Annotated in this window: 16 protein-coding genes; 8 read left to right on the top strand and 8 right to left on the bottom strand. The window is 72.3% G+C overall.

Translation table 11 applies throughout. The features are described from left to right. Nucleotides 1-67: 67 nt before the first annotated feature. Nucleotides 68-688 carry a DUF1097 domain-containing protein gene (locus BLT36_RS18830; protein WP_092096334.1) on the bottom strand — a complete coding sequence of 207 codons (621 nt, stop codon included), beginning with the start codon at nucleotides 686-688 and terminating at the stop codon, nucleotides 68-70. Then, entirely contained in the window at nucleotides 681-1,985 is a 1,305-nt protein-coding gene (locus tag BLT36_RS15040; protein ID WP_092096332.1) for an amidohydrolase family protein, read from the bottom strand. Before BLT36_RS15040 ends, BLT36_RS18830 begins: the two co-directional genes overlap by 8 nt. Before the next feature lie 143 nt (nucleotides 1,986-2,128). On the opposite strand from BLT36_RS15040, the gene BLT36_RS15035 reads away from it, so the two are divergent. From BLT36_RS15035 to BLT36_RS15025, 3 genes are read left to right on the top strand one after another with little or no spacing between them, the layout of a single operon-like run. After that, nucleotides 2,129-2,803 carry a FadR/GntR family transcriptional regulator gene (locus BLT36_RS15035; protein ID WP_092096559.1) on the top strand — a complete coding sequence of 225 codons (675 nt, stop codon included), beginning with the start codon at nucleotides 2,129-2,131 and terminating at the stop codon, nucleotides 2,801-2,803. Beyond that, nucleotides 2,800-3,921 carry an acetamidase/formamidase family protein gene (locus BLT36_RS15030; protein ID WP_254787681.1) on the top strand — a complete coding sequence of 374 codons (1,122 nt, stop codon included), beginning with the start codon at nucleotides 2,800-2,802 and terminating at the stop codon, nucleotides 3,919-3,921. Before BLT36_RS15035 ends, BLT36_RS15030 begins: the two co-directional genes overlap by 4 nt. Next, nucleotides 3,918-5,471 (top strand): AtzH-like domain-containing protein, encoded by a 1,554-nt coding sequence (locus tag BLT36_RS15025; RefSeq protein ID WP_092096330.1) that lies wholly within the window; start codon nucleotides 3,918-3,920, stop codon nucleotides 5,469-5,471. The genes BLT36_RS15030 and BLT36_RS15025 overlap by 4 nt, the downstream gene beginning before the upstream one ends. Before the next feature lie 38 nt (nucleotides 5,472-5,509). On the opposite strand, the gene BLT36_RS15020 is transcribed toward BLT36_RS15025, so the two are convergent. Beyond that, nucleotides 5,510-6,325: a TrmH family RNA methyltransferase gene (locus BLT36_RS15020; RefSeq protein WP_092096329.1), complete on the bottom strand. Its 816-nt coding sequence runs from the start codon at nucleotides 6,323-6,325 to the stop codon at nucleotides 5,510-5,512. A 140-nt stretch (nucleotides 6,326-6,465) separates the two neighbouring features. On the opposite strand from BLT36_RS15020, the gene BLT36_RS15015 reads away from it, so the two are divergent. The 3 genes from BLT36_RS15015 to BLT36_RS15005 all read left to right on the top strand — a co-directional run bounded on the left by BLT36_RS15015 (nucleotide 6,466) and on the right by BLT36_RS15005 (nucleotide 8,811). Continuing rightward, nucleotides 6,466-7,344: a Sir2 family NAD-dependent protein deacetylase gene (locus tag BLT36_RS15015; protein WP_092096327.1), complete on the top strand. Its 879-nt coding sequence runs from the start codon at nucleotides 6,466-6,468 to the stop codon at nucleotides 7,342-7,344. After that, nucleotides 7,341-7,979 carry a histidine phosphatase family protein gene (locus tag BLT36_RS15010; RefSeq protein ID WP_092096325.1) on the top strand — a complete coding sequence of 213 codons (639 nt, stop codon included), beginning with the start codon at nucleotides 7,341-7,343 and terminating at the stop codon, nucleotides 7,977-7,979. Before BLT36_RS15015 ends, BLT36_RS15010 begins: the two co-directional genes overlap by 4 nt. A gap of 82 nt (nucleotides 7,980-8,061) precedes the next feature. Then, nucleotides 8,062-8,811, top strand: coding sequence for a hypothetical protein (locus BLT36_RS15005; protein ID WP_092096323.1), 750 nt, complete (start codon nucleotides 8,062-8,064; stop codon nucleotides 8,809-8,811). 198 nt (nucleotides 8,812-9,009) lie between these two features. Here the strand turns inward: BLT36_RS15005 and BLT36_RS15000 are convergent, their stop codons facing one another. Continuing rightward, nucleotides 9,010-10,083 carry a glycosyltransferase family 4 protein gene (locus BLT36_RS15000; RefSeq protein WP_092096557.1) on the bottom strand — a complete coding sequence of 358 codons (1,074 nt, stop codon included), beginning with the start codon at nucleotides 10,081-10,083 and terminating at the stop codon, nucleotides 9,010-9,012. A gap of 5 nt (nucleotides 10,084-10,088) precedes the next feature. Beyond that, a complete protein-coding gene (locus BLT36_RS14995) occupies nucleotides 10,089-11,054 on the bottom strand; it encodes an alpha/beta fold hydrolase (protein ID WP_092096322.1) in 966 nt (321 codons plus the stop codon). A 168-nt stretch (nucleotides 11,055-11,222) separates the two neighbouring features. Here BLT36_RS14995 and treS point away from each other — a divergent pair, with 168 nt between their 5' ends. Beyond that, a complete protein-coding gene (gene treS / locus BLT36_RS14990; RefSeq protein WP_092096320.1) occupies nucleotides 11,223-12,932 on the top strand; it encodes a maltose alpha-D-glucosyltransferase in 1,710 nt (569 codons plus the stop codon). Nucleotides 12,933-13,117: 185 nt separating this feature from the next. Further along, complete coding sequence (locus BLT36_RS14985; RefSeq protein ID WP_092096555.1) at nucleotides 13,118-13,864, top strand: 3'-5' exonuclease; 747 nt, start codon at nucleotides 13,118-13,120, stop codon at nucleotides 13,862-13,864. Nucleotides 13,865-14,372: 508 nt separating this feature from the next. Here the strand turns inward: BLT36_RS14985 and BLT36_RS14980 are convergent. From BLT36_RS14980 to glgA, 3 genes are all read right to left on the bottom strand, one after another. Beyond that, the gene (locus BLT36_RS14980; RefSeq protein ID WP_071293968.1) at nucleotides 14,373-14,621 is read right to left on the bottom strand and encodes a type B 50S ribosomal protein L31; all 249 of its coding nucleotides are present in this window, start codon (nucleotides 14,619-14,621) and stop codon (nucleotides 14,373-14,375) included. A gap of 118 nt (nucleotides 14,622-14,739) precedes the next feature. Continuing rightward, nucleotides 14,740-15,522: an ABC transporter ATP-binding protein gene (locus tag BLT36_RS14975; protein ID WP_092096319.1), complete on the bottom strand. Its 783-nt coding sequence runs from the start codon at nucleotides 15,520-15,522 to the stop codon at nucleotides 14,740-14,742. A 9-nt stretch (nucleotides 15,523-15,531) separates the two neighbouring features. Next, nucleotides 15,532-16,731 carry a glycogen synthase gene (gene glgA, locus BLT36_RS14970; protein WP_092096317.1) on the bottom strand — a complete coding sequence of 400 codons (1,200 nt, stop codon included), beginning with the start codon at nucleotides 16,729-16,731 and terminating at the stop codon, nucleotides 15,532-15,534. Nucleotides 16,732-16,762: the final 31 nt, after the last annotated feature.

Below are 16,762 nucleotides of genomic sequence, written 5' to 3'. Positions count from 1 at the left end.
ACCGAGCGTAGCGGGGGCGGGTCCTGCGAGGCTGCGAGGACCCGCCGCCGGTACGAGGATCGCTCGCCTACGAGCGTGCGAGCGCGGGGTCGGACTGGAGGCCCGCGGCGGCCTGGGTGCCGACGGTCGCGTCCGCGTCGGTGCCGGTCGCGTGCCCCTCGACGCCGGTCCCGTCGGTTCCGCTCCGGCGCGGGAACGTCCACCTCCGGGACAGGTACGCGAACACCGGCCCGGCGGCGTTCATCGCGACGACCGACACCCACGCGGCCCAGAGGTTGCCGGGCGCGAACCCGAACCCGCCGAAGTACGCCGCGAAGAACGACGCGAACCCGAGGAACATCCCCGGCACCAGCGCGACGACCCGCACCCGCCCGGTGAACATGAGCGCCGTGTTGAACACGAGGATGACGACGCCGAGCACGACGTTCTTCGCGAACTGCCCCTCCCCGAGCACGGTGCCGACGTTCTGGTCGACGAAGACGATGACCAGGGCGAACGCGGACCCGACCGGCATCGTCGCCCAGAGGCGGGTCGCGTTCCGGAGCGTCGGCTTCGCACCGAGCAGGAACATCGCCGCCCAGCTGATGAAGATCGCCCACGTGGGCAGGTTCAGGGCGGTGCCGCCGATGAACGCCGTGGCGCCGGCGAGCACCGAGGCGACGATCTCGTGAGGGATCCGTTCACGCATTGCTGAGCTCCTTCGTCGGGGTGTTGCGGCTGAGGGTGATGGTGCGGACGGTCCGTGCGACGATCCGGCCGCGCTTGACGACGAACGCCCGGTCGGGCCGGTCGAGCAGGACACCCGTCGGGTCGGTGGTGGAGAGCACGACGAGGTCGGCGTCGGCGCCGACGCGGATCCCGTACCGGTCCCCCACACCGACGACCCGCGCGGCCCCGGTGGTCGCCATCGCGAGCACGCGGGCGAGGTCGTCGGGGCCGGACAGGTGCCCGACCTGGGCGAGCAGGAGGCCGATGTCGAGCATGTCGGCGTTGCCGAACGGGGTGAACGCGTTCCGGACGTTGTTCGACGAGTAGGCCGCGGTGACCCCGGCCGCCCAGAGCTCGCGGACGGGGACGACGCCGCGCCGCACGTCCGCGTCGTCGCGCCGGCCACCGAGGTGCAGGTCGGTCGCCGGCAGCGGGACCACGGCGACGTCCGCCGCGGCGAGCCGGGCGAACAGGGCCGCGCGCTCCGCTGCGGGCAGGCTCGCGACCGACGTCACGTGTCCGAGTGCGACCCGGCCCTGCATGCCCCGCGCGACGACGGCGTCGGCGACGTACCCGGCGAGGGCGTACCGCGGGTCGCTCGTGTCGTCGGCGAAGTCGGCGTGCATGTCCGCCGGGACGCCGAACTCCTCGGCGAGGTCGAGGACCGTCTCGACGTGGGCGTGGCAGTCCGCCAGGGTCAGCTCGTTGTACGTGCACCCACCGATCACGTCGGCGCCGTTCCGCAGCGCCTCGCGGAGCAGTCCCAGCGTGCCGGGGGCCTTGCGGATGCCCTCCTGCGGGAACGCCACGACCTGCAGGTCGAGCACGTCGCGGTACTCGTCACGGAGACCGAGCAGGACGTCGACGCCGATGAGCCCGACGATCGGGTCGACGTCCGGGTGCGCGCGGACGAGCGTCGTGCCGTTCGTGACGGCCTGGTCGAGCACGGCTCGTGCCCGGTCCCGGACGGTCTCGTGGGTGAAGCCGCGCTTCAGCTCCCCCGTCACCGAGATGGCGCCGGCGAGGGTGCCGTCGGGGTTCGGGCGCTCCCGGTCGAGCAGGGCCTTGTCGACGTGCAGGTGCGCCTCGACGAGCCCCGGGACGACGACGCGGCCGGCGCAGTCGACCACCTCACCGTCGGCCGGTGCGCCGCGGAGGGCGTCGTCGGCGCTCGCCGGAGCCGATGCCGTCACCGCGGTGATCACGCCGTCGGCCACGGCGACGTCCACCAACCCGGGGGTGTCCACGAGTCGGGCGTTCCGGAACAGCAGGTCCATGACGACCCCTTCCTGATCGATGCGGGTTGCCGTGGACCACCCTCGGCCCGCCGTGTTTCCGGCTGCCGCGCCCCGTGTGACGAGCGTGTAAAAGATGGTCGTACCAATGAACCAAGCGGACCAATGACCGTAGGGTGCTGCTCATGCAACGAGGACGAACCCTGAGCGCCGCGACCGCCGCGCACCTCGGGCGCCTGGTCCTCGACGACCTGGTCCCCGGGGACAAGCTGCCCCCCGAGCGGACCCTCGCCGAGGACCTCGCCGTGTCCCGGACCACGATCCGCGAAGCACTGCAGGAGCTCGAACGGCGCCGCCTCGTGTCCCGGACGCCCGGGCGCGGCACCGTCGTCCTCCCCCGCTCCGTCGAGGCCGCCGAGGTGCTCGACCGCTTCTCGGACGACCCGTCAGAGACCGAGCACGTGACCGAGTTCCGGGCCCTGGTCGAGCCGCAGATCGCCGCGCTCGCCGCACTCCGCGCCGACGAGTCCGACCTCCTGCAGCTCGAGCGGGTCCTCGCCTCCACGCACGCCGGACTCAGCCCCGCCGAGTCCCTCGCGCAGGACGTGGCCTTCCACGTGCAGGTCGCCCGGGCCTCGGGCAACCCGCTGTTCGTCTCCCTCTGCGAGCTGAGCAGCGGGTGGGTCGAGGACGTCCGGGCGAAGTCGCACAGCACGAGCGAAGGCCGTCGGTCGTCGTTCGAGTGGCACCAGCGCATCCACGACGCGATCCGCGAGCACGACGAGGACGCCGCCCGCCGGGCGATGACCGACCACCTGACCGACGTCGCCCACCTGGTCGAGAGGAAGCACCACCCGTGACCCAGTCCCTGCCGTCGCCCGTCCCGCAGCGCGTGGCACCGCCCACCGTGCTCCAGCCCGGCACCGGACCGATCCGCGCCGCCCACTACCTCCCCACCGAGGTCGAGCACACCCTGTGGGGCCGCCTGCCGAACGGGGCCGACCGCCCGGCGCTGACCGTCGCCGCGGGCACCGAAGTGACGATCGACACGGTCAGCCACGAGGGGATCCTCCCCGACCAGGGCAGCGATCCCCTGGCGTTCTTCGCCCGGCACGGGGTCCCGCCCGAGCAGGTGCTCGACGACGCGGTGGCCATCGCCCGGAACGGCCACCGCGACCCGACCACCGACGGACCGCACGTCGTCTCCGCACCGATCGCGATCGAGGGCGCGGAGCCCGGCGACGTCCTCACCATGACCGTGGTGGAGACGCTCCCCCGCGTGCCGTACGGGGTCGTCTCGAACCGGCACGGCCGCGGCGCCCTGCACGGCGAGTACCCGGTGGACGGCCGGACGGTCAGCGTCTTCGCCGACGTGGTGACCGACGACGACGGGGAGTGGGGACGGATCCCGCTCACCGAGGCCCGCGAACGCTTCGCCCGCTTCCCGCTCGCCCCCTTCCTCGGGATCATGGGCGTCGCGACCCCGGGCGAGCGCCTGCACTCCGTGCCGCCCGGCCGCCACGGCGGGAACATCGACGTCAACCTGCTGCAGGTCGGCGCGCAGCTCCACCTCCCCGTCCTCGTCCCCGGCGCCCTGGCGTACGTCGGCGACCCGCACTTCGCCCAGGGCGACGGCGAGGTCGCGCTCACCGCGATGGAGGCCTCGCTCCGCGCCACCGTCCGGTTCGACCTCACGCCCGCGGCGGACGCGGCAGCGCAGTTCGGCGACCTGGTGTGGCCGCTCGTCGAGACGCACGAGTTCCTCGTCCCGACCGGCCTCGACCCCGACCTCGACGAGGCCGTCCGGGCCTGCGTGCGGCACGCGGTCGCGATCCTCGGTGCCCGCCACGGCATGGAACCGCACCTGGCGTACGCGTACCTGAGCGCCGCGACCGACTTCAACATCTCGCAGGTCGTCGACCTCGTCACCGGCGCGCACGCCCGGATCCGCAAGGCCGACTTCGAGGGGAACCGATGACCACCGACACCGACACCGGCACCCGCAGCACCGCCAGCGCCCCCGCCGGACTGCTCGACGCGCTCGAGGCGTACGAGGCCGCACTCATGGCGAACGACCTCGACGCCCTCGACGACGCCTTCGTCGACACCCCCGGCACGATGCGCGGGGACGACCGCGGCCTGCTCGTCGGGCACGACGCGATCAGCGCCTTCCGCGGCGCGCGCGGCGGTGTCCCGTCCCGTCGGCTCTCACGCGTCGAGGTCCGCACGCTCGCCGACGACCTCGCGCTCGTCGTCACCGTGTCGACGTTCGCCGCCGGCGGCGACGGCCTGCAGACACAGCTCTGGCGACGCACCGACGGGACCTGGCGGATCGAGGCCGCGCACGTCACCGGACGTCCGAAGCCGTTCGACACGACGATCTGGCGCGCCGTCGGCGACCCGCTCGTCGCACCGACCGGCAGCGGTCCGCTCGACGGCACGACGGTCGCGGTGAAGGACCTCTACGCCGTCCCCGGGCACCCCGTCGGTGCCGGCAACCCCACGTACCTCCGCGAGTCCGCCCCGCAGACCGTGCCCGCAGCGGCCGTCGCCGCGCTCCTCGACGCCGGCGCCGCGATCCGCGGGATCGCGCGCACCGACGAGTTCGCCTACAACCTCACGGGACGCAACGAACACCACGGCACCCCGCCGAACGGGGTGGTCCGGACGGCACTGCCTGGAGGCTCGTCCAGCGGCTCCGCGTCGGCCGTCTGCCTCGGGATGGCCGACATCGGACTCGGCACGGACACCGCGGGCTCGGTCCGAATCCCCGCCTCGTACCAGGGACTCTGGGGCCTCCGGACCACACACGACGCCGTCCCCCGCGACGGACTGCTCCCCCTCGCGCCGTCCTTCGACACCGTGGGGTGGCTCACCCGCGACCCGGAGCTGCTCGTGCGGTCCCTCGACGCGTCGGCCCCGGACGACAGCGCACCGGACGACGACGCGGCTCCCGAGGTCGTCGTCGTCACGGACCTGCTCGAGGCCGCCGAGCCCGCCACGCAGGACGCCTTCCGCGCGTTCATCGGCGACGACGTCCCGACGACGACGCTCGCCGACCTCGGGATCCCGCCGCTCGAGGAGCTCCGCGAGACCATGCGGCTCGTGCAGGCCGCGGAGGCCACGGCAGCCCACGGACCCTGGATCGCCGCGCACCCCGGCGCGCTCAGCACCGTCGTCGGCGACCGGTTCGCCGCCGCGGCCGCGAACCCGCCCGGGCCGACCGCCGAGGCCGTCGCACGCCTCGCCGCCCTGCGTACGACGATCCGCGCCGCGGCCCAGGGCCGGGTCCTCGTGTTCCCCACCGCCCCCGGACCGGCACCGGCGCTCACCGCCGACACCGACGCACTCGAACGCACCCGCACCGCGACCACCGCGATGACGAGCCTCGCGAGCGTCGGCGGCCTCCCCGCGGTCAGCGCCCCGGCACTCACCGTCGACGGCGCCCCGGTCGGCGTCAGCCTCGTGGGAGCCGCGCGCACGGACCGTGCCCTGGTGCGCACCGCGGAACGGATGCTGCGCGGCTGAGACGACCCGCGCCTCCCGGCCCCGTCAGGACCGCCGCGCTACCGCGACCGCTGCGCGTGCGCGACCGCCCACAGACCCACCGCGCTCGCCGCGGCCACGTTGAGCGAGTCGACGCCGTGCGACATCGGGATGCGGACCGTGGTGTCCGCGGAGGAGACCGCCGCGTCCGTGAGGCCCTGGCCCTCGGTCCCCATCACCAGGGCGACCTTCTCCGGGACGTCCTGGACGAACGCGTCGAGGTCCACCGAGCGGTCCGTGAGGGCCATCGCAGCGAGGTGGAAGCCCTGCGCCCGCAGCTCCTCGCCGGCCGCCGGCCACTCGCCGATGCGCGTCCACGGGACCTGCAGGACGGTGCCCATGCTCACCCGGACGCTCCGCCGGTAGAGCGGGTCCGCACAGCGCGGGCTCACGAGGACGGCATCCGCGCCGAGTCCGGCGACGCTCCGGAACACGGCCCCGACGTTGGTGTGGTCGACGATGTCCTCGAGCACGACGACGAGCTTCGCGCCCCGCACGACGTCGGCGACCTCGGGCAGGGCCGGGCGCTGCATCGCGGCCAGCGCTCCCCGGTGCATCCGGAAGCCGGTGAGCTCCTCGAGCAGTGCGTCCGGCCCGACGAACACCGGGCCGTCGTGGTCGGCGACGAGCGGGAGGACACTGTCCAGCCACTTCTCCTGCACGAGGATGCTGCGGGGCACGTGCCCGGCGCGCACCGCACGCTCGATGACCGTGTTCGACTCGGCGATGTACAGGCCGCCCTCGACCTCGCTCACCCGGCGGAGCGCGACGTCGGTCAGGCGGGCGAAGTCGTCGAGGCGGGGATCGTCGAGGGAGTCGATGCGGACGGCGTGCACGGGGCTCGTTTCGGTGTGGTGCGGGCGGGTTGCCGGACCGTGGGCCCGGTGCGGTCCGGGTTGCGGCCAGGCCGGGGGCCGACCGTGGGCCGGGTGGGAAGTGACCGGGACGGTCGGCTGTTGAGGGTACCGTGAACACGATGGCGACGAGCGAACAGCCCAGCACCGCGGACCCGGCCGGTTCGGCCGCCTCCGACATCGACCGCGCGGTCGAGCTCCTCGCCGGCAAGCGCATCGCCGTCCTGTCCGGCGCCGGGCTCAGCACCGACTCGGGCATCCCCGACTACCGCGGTGCGGGTCGCGTGGTGCGGAAGCCGATGACCTTCCAGGAGTTCCGCGCCGACCCCGCGAAGCGCCAGCGCTACTGGGCCGGGTCGCACCTCGGCTGGCGCACGTTCGCCGCAGCACGACCCAACGCCGGACACCGTGCACTCTCCGCCCTCGAACGCGACGGCATCGTGAACGGGGTCATCACGCAGAACGTCGACGGGCTGCACCTCCGCGCCGGGTCCCGCCGCGTGGTGGAGATCCACGGCTCGATGGACCGCGCGGTGTGCCTGACCTGCGGGCAGGTGTTCTCCCGCGCCGACCTCGCGACCGTGCTCGATCGTGAGAACCCCTGGATCGACGAGCCCGGCTCCGTGCAGCTGCAGCCGGACGGTGACGTCGAGATCACCGACGTCGAGCGCTTCCGCGTGCCGGACTGCTCGGTGTGCGGCGGGGTCCTGAAGCCCGACGTGGTGTTCTTCGGCGAGTTCGTCCCGGCCGAGAAGTTCCGCGAAGCCGTCTCCATCGTGGCCGAAGCCGAGGCGCTCCTCGTCGTCGGCTCCTCGCTCACCGTGAACTCCGGCGTCCGGCTCGTCGACCACGCCGCCCGCCGCAAGCTGCCGGTCGTCATCGTGAACCGAGGCGCCACCCGCAGCGACCGCCGTGCCGCCGTCAAGCTCGACGCCGGCACCACCGAGACGCTCGAGGCGCTGGCAGCGCGTCTCGACCCGTCTGCGATGATCGAGCGGTGACGACGCTCCTCTACCTGGTCCGGCACGGCGAGACCGACTGGAACGCGCAGCGACGCATCCAGGGCTCGACCGACATCCCCCTCAACGCGATCGGCCGCGCACAGGCCGCATCGACCGCCGGCCTCCTGGAACGCCGCAGGTTCGACGCCGTCGTCGCGTCACCGCTCTCGCGGGCGTTCGAGACCGGCTCGATCATCGCCGAACACCTCGGGCTCGCCGTCCCCACGACCTACACCGGCCTCGCCGAGCGGTCCTACGGCGAAGCCGAGGGACTCACGAACGACGAGGTGCTCGAGCGGTACCCACACGACGACATCCCCGGCCGCGAGTCCCGGAGCGCCCTGCTCGGCCGCGTCACCGAGACGCTCGGTGAGATCGCCGTCCGCTACGACGCCGGCACGGTCGTCGTCGCGACGCACGGCGCGGTGATCCGCAGCGTGGTGAACGCCGCGGCGCCCGGCACCGCTGACCGGCTCAGCACGCCGATCCGGAACGGCTCCGTGCACTCGTTCCGGTGGGACCCCGAGCGGTTCCACGCCGAGCTCGTCCGGTTCGACGACCCGATCGACGACGTCTCGGACGCGCCGGGCCGGTACGCGTTCGACTACCAGAACCCGCTCGAGCGCCGGGCATAGCAGCTCCGCCACCGCGGCATTGTCGGACCCGGCGGACTATGCTCCGGAGCACTCGCAGACCCGCGCGTGCAAGGGGGCTGACATGACGTACGACCGACCAAGCGGCAGTGGAGCACGGCCGGGCTGGCCCGAGGCCGGGGACCCGGACGACCTCGACCGGGCGTTCGGCCCCGGGACCGCGTCGGTCCCCGTGCGCACCACCGGGCAGCGTGTCCGTCGGAGCGCCCTGGTCGGCGTCGGGGTCGTCCTCACCGTCGGGGTGATCGCCGTCGTGCTCCTCACGATCATCGGCAGCGTGCAGGACGGCGTCGGCGGGGTCTTCCCGCGACCCCAGGCTGCGCTCGACCGGTTCGACTCGGCCGCGGGACAGCTCGACGGCGTCCAGCGGGTCGAGGACGGCGAACCGACCAAGACCTCGTTCGCGAGCTACGACGTGACCACGACGGTCATCACCGCGCCGACCCTCTCCGACGCCGAGCGGACCGCGGTGGTCGATGCACTGAGCGACGCCGCCGACGAGGCCAGCGGCAACGGCGTCCGGGTGTTCGCCGTCGCGGACCTGGGTGTGTGGGAGATCGGGATCTCCGCCGACGGGAGCGTGACCGACAAGCGACTCGCACTCGCCCGCCAGCTCGACGCCATCGGCGGGGTCTCCGGGGTCGCGTGCTCGTGGGACGACCAGGGGCCCTCGGACGACTCCGCCGCGCAGACCATCACCGTCGAGACCCGCGGGACCGGGCGTGCGCTCGGGGCGATCCTGGCGAAGGCCACCGAGCAGGCGCACGCCGTCTTCCCCGGGGCCACGATCACGTCCGCCGAGCCGGAGTCTTGACGCGCCGCGCGGCCGCGCCGCGCCGCGCGGCCGCGCCGCGCCGCGCGCGGCCGCGCCGCGCGCGCTGCCCCGCCGCGCGCGGCGGCCGAGTCTCGCGGTCAGCGACACATCACGCGCCGCCGCGCCCGAGAGGTGTCGCTCAGCCCGAGACTCGGCCCAGCGGAGCGCGCGGCGCGGGAGCGCGCAGCGCGCTGCGCGTCAGCGCGACGCCCGGTCCGCGACCGCGCGCTCGACCGCTCGGACGACCTGCTCCGCCGAGTCGGCCCACCGGAACCGGGCCGCCCGCGCGACCGACGTCTCGGAGGCGGCGTCCCACCGTGCCTCCAGTCGGCGGACCGCAGCCGCGACCGCTGACGGCGACGACGGTTCGAAGTACTCCGCCGCACTGCCCCCGATCTCGCGGAAGATCGGGATGTCGCTGACCGCCACCGGCGTGCCGACCCCCATCGCCTCGACCAGTGGGATCCCGAAGCCCTCGTCGTACGAGGCCGTCACGAGCGCGGTCGCCGTCCGCAGCACCGACAGGTACTCGTCGTCGGAGGCCCCGTCGTGGAAGACGATCGACCCGGCGGGGGCGAGTCCGGCGAGTCGTTCCCGGTCGGCATCGGAGACCCGGGACATGCAGTGCAGCACCCAGTCGGCACCGAGCAGCGGCATCGCGGCCGCGAGGGTCTCGACGTTCTTGTACGGCATGAACGACCCCATGTAGACGAGGTGCTTCTCGCGCGCACCGCCCTCGGGCCGAGGCTCCGCCGGGTCAGCCGCGTTGTACGCGACCGTCACGGGGCGCTTCGTGAGCCGATGCGCATCGATCAGTCCGGCCGTCGTCTCGGAGACGGTCACCACGCCGTCGGCACCGTTCAGGAGCACGCGCTGCGGCACCCAGCTGAGGTGGAACGCACGCCAGCCGAGCCGGAGTGGCCACGAGAACTCCCGCGGTGGCGTCCGGTTCCGGTAGTAGATGAGGTCGTGCAGCGTGAGGACCAGCGCGTAGTCACGGCCGCGCGAGCCCATGGTCTGCATCGGCGAGAACACGGCGTCGAGGGCGAGCCGGTTCACCTTCCGCGCGACGAGGGGTTCCCCCGCCTCGGTCGGTGCGGGCAGCAGTTCCCACGGCAGTCCCGAGGGCAGTGACTCGAGCTGACGCTCGTCGTGCACGAGCAGCGTGTAGTCGTGGCGGTCCGGCAGGTGCGCGACGACTCCGGCGGTGAACCGGCTGATGCCGTCGTGGCGCCCGATCCGGACGTACCGGCAGTCGATCCCGACCCGCAGGCGCGTCACGACGCCGCTCCCTCGGACGGCTGCCGGGAGGCGCGGGCCGGCTTGGCCTTGCCCGCCCCCTTCGAGCGCTTGGGCGCGTCCGACATCCGACGCAGGACCGCCTCGGCCGCCACGTCGGGCGTCTCGTAGTGCACGAGGTGCCCGACGTGCGGGATCACGACGAGCTCAGCGTCGCGGAGCCGCTCGGCCAGCGCCTGCTGCTCGGGCACCGCCGTGATGTCGTCGCGCTCGGCCGCGATCATGAGGACCGGCACGCCGATGCGGTCGGCGTACTCGGACACGTCGTGCGACACCGAGGTGCGGAACGCCTCGAGCACGCTCGTGCGGTTCGCGAACGCCGAGAAGTATCGGTCGTGCTGGTCGTGCACCCACCGGCGGAGGTCGCGGTCGTGCGACTTCAGCATCGCGACGCTCATCGCCCGGACGATGGCCGGGTTCCGGAGCAGCCCGAGGCCGAGCGGCTTCGGCAGCATGGCACCGGCTCGGTAGTAGCTGATCGCGATGCCGGTGCCGACGGCGCGCGGCCCCTGCAGTGCGGGCGCGGCGATCGGGTTCACGAGGACGAGCAGCCGGGTGTCGAGCCCCGCGGCGACGGTCGCGGCGACGACGATCGAACCGAACGAGTGCCCGAGCACGACCGCGTCACGGCCGAGGCCCAGCGCCGCGTGGAACCCGTTCAACCACGCGACGTACGAGTCGATGTCCGACACCGGCAGCGGATCCGACACGCCGAAGCCCGGCAGGTCGGGGACGATCACGCGGACGCCCCGCAGGTGCGCGGCGATCGTCTCGAGCCCGTGGTGGTCGCCGCGGAAGCCGTGCACGGCGAGAACGGTCCGGGCCGCGTCCTCGGGGCCGTAGACCCAGAAGTGGGTGGTGCGGCCGTCGACCTGGACGGAGCGGTGCACGACCGGGGTGGCGGCCATCAGCGACTGGTACGGGGAGAGCACGGGCGGTTGCATCCGCGCCAGTCTACGAACCAGCACCGCCGCGCCCGTGCCCGCCCGGGGTGAATCGTGGAGAACTCGCAGCGGCGACGCGCCTGTGGAGGACGAGCCGCGCCTCCAGTCCGACCTGCAGTCCGCCCTTTCTGCGGACAACCGGACCAGCAGCGGCCTAGCGTGTCCAGGGTGACGTTCACCGCCCCGATCCAGCTCCCAGGCCTGACACTGGACCCGCAGTGGTACAAGCGCTCGGTGTTCTACGAGTGCATGATCCGCTCGTTCGTCGACTCGAACGGAGACGGCATCGGCGATCTCCAGGGCGTCATCGGCAAACTCGACTACCTGCAGTGGCTCGGCGTGGACGCCCTCTGGCTCCCGCCGTTCTTCAAGTCGCCGATGCGCGACGGCGGCTACGACATCGCCGACTACAAGGCGATCCTCCCCGAGTTCGGCACCCTCGACGACTTCCGTGAACTCGTCACCAAGTCGCACGAGCGGAACATGCGCATCGTCATCGACATGGTGATCAACCACACCAGCGACCAGCACGAGTGGTTCCAGCAGTCCCGTGAGGACCCGGACGGTCCGTACGGCGACTTCTACGTGTGGCGGGACACCGACGAGGACTACCCGAACATCCGCATCATCTTCGTCGACACCGAGGAGTCGAACTGGACGTTCGACCCGGTCCGCCGCCAGTTCTTCTTCCACCGCTTCTTCTCGCACCAGCCCGACCTCAACTTCGAGAACCCGGCCGTCGTCGAGGCCGTGTACGACGTCGTCCGGCACTGGCTCGACCTCGGCGTCGACGGCCTCCGACTGGACGCTATCCCCTACCTGTTCGAGTCCGAGGACGGCAACGGCGAGGGCGAGCCGGAGACGCACGAGTTCATCAAGCAGCTCCGCGCGATGGTCGACGACGAGTACCCGGGCCGGGTGCTCCTCGCCGAGGCGAACCAGTGGCCGCGTGAGACCGCCGCGTTCTTCGGCACCGACGAGGAGCCCGAGTGCCACATGGCGTTCGACTTCCCGGTCATGCCGCGCATCTTCTACTCGCTCCGTGCGCAACACGCCGCCGAACTGAAGGCGATCCTCTCCGAGACCCTCGACGTGCCGTCCTCCGCCGCGTGGGGCGTGTTCCTCCGCAACCACGACGAGCTCACCCTCGAGATGGTCAGCGAGGAGTACCGGCAGGCGATGTACGGCTGGTACGGCTACGACCCGCGGATGCGCTCGAACATCGGCATCCGCCGTCGCCTCGCCCCGCTGCTCGACAACTCCCGCGCGGAGCTCGAACTCATCCACGCGCTGCTGTTCTCGCTGCCCGGTTCGCCGTTCCTCTACTACGGGGACGAGATCGGGATGGGCGACAACATCTGGCTGCCGGACCGCGACTCCTCCCGCACGCCGATGCAGTGGACGCCGGACCGGAACGCGGGCTTCTCCACCGCCGACCCCGGGAAGCTCTACCTGCCCGTGGTGCAGTCCCTCGTGTACAACTACGCGCAGGTCAACGTCGAGGCCCAGCTCGCGCAGTCCCGTTCCCTGCTGCACTGGGTGCGGAACGTCATCCACGTGCGGAAGGCGCACCCCGTGTTCGGCCTCGGCACCCTCGACGTGCAGGACACCTCGAACGACTCGGTGCTCGCGTTCGTCCGCTCGTGGGAGGGCTCCGGGCAGCAGTTCGGGCCCTCCGCCGAGGACGTGCTCTGCGTGTTCTCGTTCGCCACGAACCCGACGTCCGTGACGATCTCGTGCCCGGAGTACGCCGGCCGGCCGCTGTACGACCTGTTCGGAGGCGGGTCGTTCCCGTCGTTCGACGAGGACGGCACCGTGACGTTGACGCTCGGGACGCAGTCGTTCTACTGGCTGCACATCGGCGCGCCGGTCGGGTAGGCGCTCGGTCGGCGCTTCCGGCGCGGCGGGCGGTGCTCGGCCGTCGCCGCGGTGGGCGGCGGGCGGCTGTCGACGATGTGAGCGCGTTGGGCGGCTGTCGGCCCCGTGGGCGCGTTGGGCCGGCTGTCGGCACCGTGGGCGCGGCGGTGCCTCGGCGTGTCGGTGCGTGCCGTTAGCCTGTGCCCGTGACGTTCCCCACAGCGCAGCTCGACTCCCCCGCCCCCGCGCAGGACCTCTCCGGCCGACCGTGGTGGCACGCACTCGGCGTCTTCGACCTCGAGACCACCGGCGTCGACGTCGAGACCGCCCGGATCGTCACGGCGCACGTCGGCCTGATCGACATGACCGGTCGCTCCATCGTCGAGGGTGCATGGCTCGCAGACCCCGGCGTGGAGATCCCCGAGGGCGCGGCAGCGGTGCACGGCATCACCACCGAGCGTGCCCGGGCCGATGGGCGCCCCGCCGGTGACGTCGTGGCCGAGATCATCGCCGCGGTCGAGGCTGTGTTCGCGCGCGGCATCCCGCTGGTGATCTACAACGCCCCGTACGACCTCACCGTCCTCGACCGCGAGGCCAAGCGTCACGGCATCGCCTCCCCCGTCATCGGCAACGTCGTCGATCCGCTCGTGATCGACAAGGCGCTCGACACCTTCCGGAAGGGCAAGCGCACGCTCGAGGCCGCGTCCGAGCTCTACGGCGTGACGCTGTCGGACGCGCACGACGCCGGAGCCGATGCGATCGCTGCCGGGCGTGTCGCACAGGCCATCGCGGCGAAGTACCCGCAGGAGCTCGGTGTCTCGGCCGAAGAACTCCACCGGAAGCAGGTCGGGTGGTGCGCCGAGCAGGCCACCTCGTTCCAGGACTACATGCGGAAGAAGCGCGACCCGTCCTTCACGGCCGACGGTCGCTGGCCGCACCGCAACGCCGGCTGAGGGCACCCGCGCCGCCGCGCTCCGGTGCGTCCGCGCCGCCCGCGCTGCGTCCGCGCCGCCTCCGCTGAACACCGGTGTTCGTTCTATGAACCGGCACATCCCAGGGCGCGACGGACGAACACCGGTGTTCAGCGATCCGTCGCGAGGTCCCGCACAACCAAAGTCTGCCGGAACCACGTCGAACCGCGGTTCCGGCGTGCTTCGGTTGTGCGGCACCGAACCGAACCGCAAGCGCTGGCCGCGCCGAGCCACAGCCACAGCCACAGCCACAGCCACAGCCACAGCGACAGCCGGGCGCACCCGGGCCCTCGGCGGGCGCGAAACACCGGTGCCTGCACTCCGCACCGGCGCATAGCAGGGCGCGACCGACGAACACCGGTGTTTTGCGCCACGCCACGCCACACCACGCCACGCCAAGCCACACCCCGCCCCCACCCACCCGCCCACACACAACGAAGCGGGCGGCCCTCCCGGAGGAGGACCGCCCGCTGTGGGAAGAGTCGGCTACCTACTTGCCGAAGCCCTTGAAGCGCTGGTTGAACTTCTCGACGCGACCGGCCGAGTCGAGGATGCGCTGCTTGCCCGTGTAGAACGGGTGCGAAGCGGACGAGATCTCGACGTCGATGACCGGGTAGGTCGCACCGTCGAGCTCGATGGTCTTGTCGCTGTTCGCGGTCGAACGCGTCAGGAACGTCTCACCGGAGGCCAGGTCGCGGAAGACGATGGCGCGGTACTCGGGGTGGGTGTCGGTCTTCATGGAGATTCCTCGGATAGCGGTGATGGAAGTGCGCGAGAGCGCCGGAAGTCTGCGGCTTGCGCCAGCCGTCTACGTTACCAGACAGCGAGCCCGAACGGGAGCAGCCGCAGTGAGCGTGTCAGGCCGCGCGAGCCGTGTAGCGGCCGGCGTCCTTGGTCACGGTGAGCTCGATGCCGAATGCCTCGGTCAGGGTCGAGGCGGTCAGGACCTCGTCGATGGGGCCGGCGGCCTGCACGTGCCCGTCGGCGAGCACGAGGGCGTGGGTGAACCCGGCGGGGATCTCCTCGACGTGGTGGGTGACGATGACGATCGCGGGCGAGTCCTCGCTCTGGGCGTAGCCGCCGAGGGTCCGGACGAGGCTCTCGCGCGCGCCGAGGTCGAGCGACGCGGCCGGCTCGTCGAGGAACAGGATCTCCGGGTCGGTCATCACGGCCCGCGCGATCTGGACGCGCTTCTGCTCGCCGTCGCTCAGCTCACCGAACGTGCGGTCGGTGAAGGCGCCGAGGCCCCACTCGTCGAGCACGCGCTGCGCACGGCGGACGTCGAGCTCCTCGTACTCCTCGTTCCAGCGACCCGTGACCGAGTAGGCGGCGGTGAGCACCACGTCGATGACCTTCTCGGTCACCGGGATGCGCCGGGCGAGCGCGGTCGACGCGAAGCCGATCCGGGGGCGCAGCTCGAACAGGTCGGCGCCGCCGAGCTCCGTGCCGAGCACCTCGACCTCGCCCGAGGTCGGGAACGTCTGCGCGCCCGCGACCTGGAGCAGCGTGGTCTTGCCGGCACCGTTGGCACCGAGCACGACCCAGCGTTCGTCGTCCTGCACCTCCCACGAGATCCCGTCGAGGATGGTGGCCCCGTTGCGGACCACGGAGACGTCTGACAAGCGCACGACCGAGGGCATGCGACCAGCCTACGGGTTCCGGCCGAGCACCTCGTCGTACACCTGGCGTGTCCGGGTGGCGATGGCGTCCCACGTGAACTCGGTCTCGACGCGGAGCCGTCCGGCGCGACCCATGAGCTTCGCCAGCCCCTCGTCGGCGAGCACCTCGTTGAGGGTCGCGGCGAGGTCGGCGACGAACGTGTCCGGGTCGGTCGGGGTGCCGGTGCCGTCCTGCGCCTGGTCGATCGGCACGATGCGACCGGTCAGACCGTCGGCGACGACCTCGGGGATGCCCCCGGTGCCGGTCCCGACGACGGGGATGCCGCACGCCATCGCCTCGAGGTTGACGATCCCGAGCGGCTCGTACACCGACGGGCAGACGAACACGGTGCCCGAGGACAGCACGTTCACGATCTCCTGGTGCGAGAGCATCCGGTCGATCCACACGACGCCCTCGCGCTGGTCCCGCAGGTCGGAGACGAGCGACGTGACCTCGGCCATGATCTCCGGCGTGTCGGGAGCGCCCGCGCACAGGACGATCTGCACGCCCTCGGGCAGGGACGCGACGGCGCGGAGCAGGTAGGGCAGCCCCTTCTGCCGGGTGATGCGTCCGACGAACACGACGCTCGGCTTGGACGGGTCGATCCCCAGGGCGCGGACGGCGTCCTCGTCGACGGTCGGCTTCCACTCCTCGATGTCGATGCCGTTGTAGACGACGTGCACCTTCGCGGGGTCGATCGACGGGTACGAGCGGAGGATGTCGGCGCGCATGGCCCTGGAGACCGCGATGACGCCGTCCGCGTGTTCGAACGCCTCGCGCTCCATCCAGCTGGACAGGCGGTAGCCCCCGCCGAGCTGCTCGGCCTTCCACGGGCGGAGCGGCTCGAGGCTGTGGGCGGTGACGACGTGCGGGATGCCGTAGGTCAGCTGCGCGATCCGGCCCGCCGAGTTGGCGTACCAGGTGTGCGAGTGCACGACGTCGGCACCCTCGACGTCCGCCGCGATGGCGACGTCGGTGCCGAGGGCCTGCAGCGCGCCGTTCGCCTGCTCGAGGCCGTCCGGGGTCCGGTAGGCCCACACGTCGGCTTCGTCGCGGAACGCCCCGAAGGCACGGACCCGCACCTCGGTGTCGGTCCCGGACCGCAACGCCGAGGTCAGTTCGGCAACGTGGACACCCGCTCCGCCGTAGACCTCCGGCGGATACTCCCTGGTCAGCAGATCGACTCGCACGCGTTCAACGTAACGGGTTCCCACCGCGGAC

Origin of the sequence: Curtobacterium sp. UNCCL20, from assembly GCF_900101675.1 — a bacterium.
Taxonomy (GTDB): Bacteria; Actinomycetota; Actinomycetes; order Actinomycetales; family Microbacteriaceae; genus Curtobacterium.
The sequence above is the reverse complement of the archived record's forward strand: the minus strand, read 5'-3'. Positions and strand labels throughout refer to the sequence as shown.

Excerpts from the sequence above, each read along its gene's own strand:
- BLT36_RS18830 (WP_092096334.1), bottom strand. The coding sequence starts at position 688 with ATGCGTGAACGGATCCCTCACGAGATCGTCGCCTCGGTGCTCGCCGGC.
- BLT36_RS15040 (WP_092096332.1), bottom strand. The coding sequence starts at position 1,985 with ATGGACCTGCTGTTCCGGAACGCCCGACTCGTGGACACCCCCGGGTTG.
- BLT36_RS15035 (WP_092096559.1), top strand. The coding sequence starts at position 2,129 with ATGCAACGAGGACGAACCCTGAGCGCCGCGACCGCCGCGCACCTCGGG.
- BLT36_RS15025 (WP_092096330.1), top strand. The coding sequence starts at position 3,918 with ATGACCACCGACACCGACACCGGCACCCGCAGCACCGCCAGCGCCCCC.
- BLT36_RS15015 (WP_092096327.1), top strand. The coding sequence starts at position 6,466 with ATGGCGACGAGCGAACAGCCCAGCACCGCGGACCCGGCCGGTTCGGCC.
- BLT36_RS15005 (WP_092096323.1), top strand. The coding sequence starts at position 8,062 with ATGACGTACGACCGACCAAGCGGCAGTGGAGCACGGCCGGGCTGGCCC.
- BLT36_RS14995 (WP_092096322.1), bottom strand. The coding sequence starts at position 11,054 with ATGCAACCGCCCGTGCTCTCCCCGTACCAGTCGCTGATGGCCGCCACC.
- BLT36_RS14980 (WP_071293968.1), bottom strand. The coding sequence starts at position 14,621 with ATGAAGACCGACACCCACCCCGAGTACCGCGCCATCGTCTTCCGCGAC.
- BLT36_RS14975 (WP_092096319.1), bottom strand. The coding sequence starts at position 15,522 with ATGCCCTCGGTCGTGCGCTTGTCAGACGTCTCCGTGGTCCGCAACGGG.